At 72.4% G+C, this 2,793-nt stretch carries 4 protein-coding genes; 1 reads left to right on the plus strand and 3 read right to left on the minus strand.

What is annotated here, in order from left to right:
* Positions 1–924 (plus strand): hypothetical protein (locus DMC18_RS26210; RefSeq protein ID WP_158285958.1); only part of this gene is annotated, 924 nt, incomplete at its 5' end.
* 75 nt (positions 925–999) lie between these two features.
* Here DMC18_RS26210 and DMC18_RS21790 read toward each other — a convergent pair.
* The 3 genes from DMC18_RS21790 to DMC18_RS26215 all read right to left on the minus strand — a co-directional run.
* Positions 1,000–1,689: a dienelactone hydrolase family protein gene (locus DMC18_RS21790; RefSeq protein WP_110120487.1), complete on the minus strand. Its 690-nt coding sequence runs from the start codon at positions 1,687–1,689 to the stop codon at positions 1,000–1,002.
* Positions 1,686–2,369 (minus strand): dienelactone hydrolase family protein, encoded by a 684-nt coding sequence (locus DMC18_RS21795; RefSeq protein ID WP_110120486.1) that lies wholly within the window; start codon positions 2,367–2,369, stop codon positions 1,686–1,688. The genes DMC18_RS21790 and DMC18_RS21795 overlap by 4 nt, the downstream gene beginning before the upstream one ends.
* Positions 2,370–2,431: 62 nt before the next feature.
* Positions 2,432–2,793: hypothetical protein (locus DMC18_RS26215; protein ID WP_158285959.1), on the minus strand; the 362-nt coding region annotated here is incomplete at its 5' end.

The raw sequence follows: 2,793 nt of genomic DNA on the forward strand, positions 1-2,793 counted from the left end.
CGCGGCGGCGCCCTGCTGCGCCACGTGGCCAGCGGCCTGGCCCTGACCTGCAAGGTCCGGCGCGGCGGGCCGAGCGGCCTGGACGTGGCCATCGACGGTCCCGAGGCGCTGGTCTTCGCCGCGCCGCCCGGCCAGCCGGACATCGCCCAGCGCTGGCGAGCCGAGACCCTGGGCTTCTGGACCTGCCTCAACAGCCAGATGGACTGGGAACACAAGCTCAAGGTCTTCGGCGGCGACAAGACGGGCCGGATCGGCGTGCGTCGCTGGGAGAACGGCGCGCCCCAGGAATGCTGGCTCCTGCCGACCGAGGCCGGCGTGATCGCGTTGCAGTACGTCCGCTACGACCTCGACCGGGCCGTGGCCGAGCACCTGCCGCCGGCCCCGGCGGACCCGGCCCTGATCGTCGACAATCGCGCCGGCGAGGAACCGCTGGAGAAGCGCGTCGTCCTTGCCCGCACCTGCGTCTCCGAGCGCGGCTGCCGGCTGGAGCCGGCCGATCGCGCGCGCCTGGCCGGCGCGACGATCCATGAAGACAAGGTCTCGCTCGGCGTGGTGCTCACCGACCAGGGGGACTGCGTGGAGCGCGAGATGGCGCCGACCCCGCTGGACGGTCCGGATCCGCATCGGACAGTGTCGGAGGAGCGGGTCGAGGTCGCGGTCCATGTGCCGCCCGGCCGGGTCTACAGCTACCAGGCGCTGGTCCGCCACGCGAAGGTGCAGGCGCCGTTCACGGCTCGCCTGGTGTTCCACGGACGGGCGGCCGGCGTGGAGTCGCGCGCGATCGACGTGGCGGGCGTCTTCAGCGGCGTCAATCCGGTGGAGACCAGGATCCAGGTCCGCGACCTCACCCCCAAGGCTGGAGACATGCGCGCGGCGGGGCAGGGCGAGGAGCCGCCGGTGATCGCGGAGCTGACGCCGGCCTGACCGGCGCTGTTCGCAACGAGCTCGTCGACGCGCGTGGGGGCGCGCGTCCGGGAGAGGGGGAGGCCTGGCCCGCCGTCAGGCTTCCCCCTTGCTCCCGCCCGAGCGCTGGAAGAGCTGCAGGGTGCGCAGCATCGACAGCCGGGCGCTGTCGGCGTGGTGGCCGCTGGGGGCCACGAAGGCGTGGCCGGCCTCGTACTGGAAGATCGGCAGGTCCGGATGCGCCCCGGCGATGGCCTCGACGTCGGCCAGGGGGATCATGTCGTCGGTCTTGCCGAAGTGCAGGATGGTCGGGACCTTGGGCGTCTCGTCGCGATACCTGACGATGTCGCCGCCGTAGAAGGCCGAGACCGCCGTGATCCCGCTCGCCCGCGTGGCCGCCAGCCAGGCGGTGGTGCCGCCGAAGCAGAAGCCGACCACGAACACCGGCCCGCCCTCCAGGGCGTCGATCGCCGTCTGCACGCGCGGCAGGCAGGCCGCGCCCCAGGCGGCCTGTTCGCCGAGAGCCATGCGCTCGTCGAGGATGGCCGGCTCGGTGTTGAGTTCCGGCCAGGCGGCGTCGGCGGCGTCCAGCAGGTCCGGGGCGATCACCTCGTAGCCGTGCTCGGCCAGGCTTTCGCTGAACTCGCGGATGTGCGGGGTGATCCCCCAGATGGCGTGCAGCACCACCACGCCCCCGCGCCGCGCCTCGCCCGGCGGCACGCGCCAGGCGCTGAACGGGCCGCCCTCGCGGTCGGCCAGGGCGATGCGGGTTCCGGCGGTGGTCACGCGCCGGCTCCATTCGCTTCGAACAGGGCGAGCGTGCGCTCGCGGGCCAGTTCGGCGTCGGAAAGGTCGCTGTCGGGGCGGCCGTCGTTGTTGAAGCCGTGGCCGCTGTTCTCATAGACGTAGACGGGCAGGTCCGGATGCGATGTCCAGACGGCCGCCTTGACGGCCTCGGCGTCGATGTGGCCGTCCTTGGCCCCCAGGTGGACGATCACCGGGCAGTTCAGCGGCAGGGCGGCGTTGGCCCCCACCTGGCTGCCGTAATAGCTGGAGCCGGCGGCCAGGCCTTCCAGCTTCGAGGCCGCCACCCACACCAGCGAGCCGCCCATGCAGTAGCCGACGGCGAACACCGGACCCTTGTCCTTCAGGGCGTCGATGCTGGCCTGGATGTCCGACAGCATGGCCGGGAAGCCCACCTGGCCGACGGCGGCGATCCCGTTCTGGAAGCCTTCGGGATCGTGTTCGGCGACGTAGCCCGGCGTGACGCGGTCGAACAGCGACGGGGCGATCGCCTCGTAGCCGCGCGCGGCCCAGCGCGCGACGTCGGCCTGGACATATTGGTCGAGGCCGAAAATCTCCTGGATCACCACCACCCCGCCCTTGCGCGGCCCCTGCGGCGCGGCGTGCAGGGCGGAGAACGCGAAGCCGTCGACGGCGGAGGTCAGGGTGATGGTGTCGGACATGCGCGGCTCCCGGCTCGGTTTGGCGCGCATCCAGACCCGCGCCGCCCTTCCGGTCAAGGCGCTCAGTCGTCGAAGTCGATCAGCGAGACGTGCGGGGCGATCGCCCGGACGATGTCGGGCAGATCCTGGCCCCACGGGCTCTGGCCGCTCAGCGGGATCGAGGCCCGCACGCTCTCGGACCCCGTGATGTCCAGTTCCAGCCAGCCGGTGTCGTGATGGCGAAGGTCGGCGCGGTAGCCGACGCTGCGCAACTGGCTCCACGGGGTGAAGCGCAGGGGCTTGCCGGGGTTGGTCCGCCAATGCAGGCCGTCATGGTCGAGCACCAGGCGGGGCCGGCGGTCGAGCATGCCCACGAGGCTGAGCAGCGCCACGATCAGGAGGCACGCTCCACCCAGCAGCACGACGGCCGGCTTCAGGGTCTCCG

This window comes from Caulobacter sp. D5 (assembly GCF_003185805.1).
GTDB lineage: Bacteria > Pseudomonadota > Alphaproteobacteria > Caulobacterales > Caulobacteraceae > Caulobacter.

Coding starts and splice junctions, on each gene's coding strand:
- DMC18_RS21795 (WP_110120486.1), bottom strand. CDS start 2,369: ATGTCCGACACCATCACCCTGACCTCCGCCGTCGACGGCTTCGCGTTC.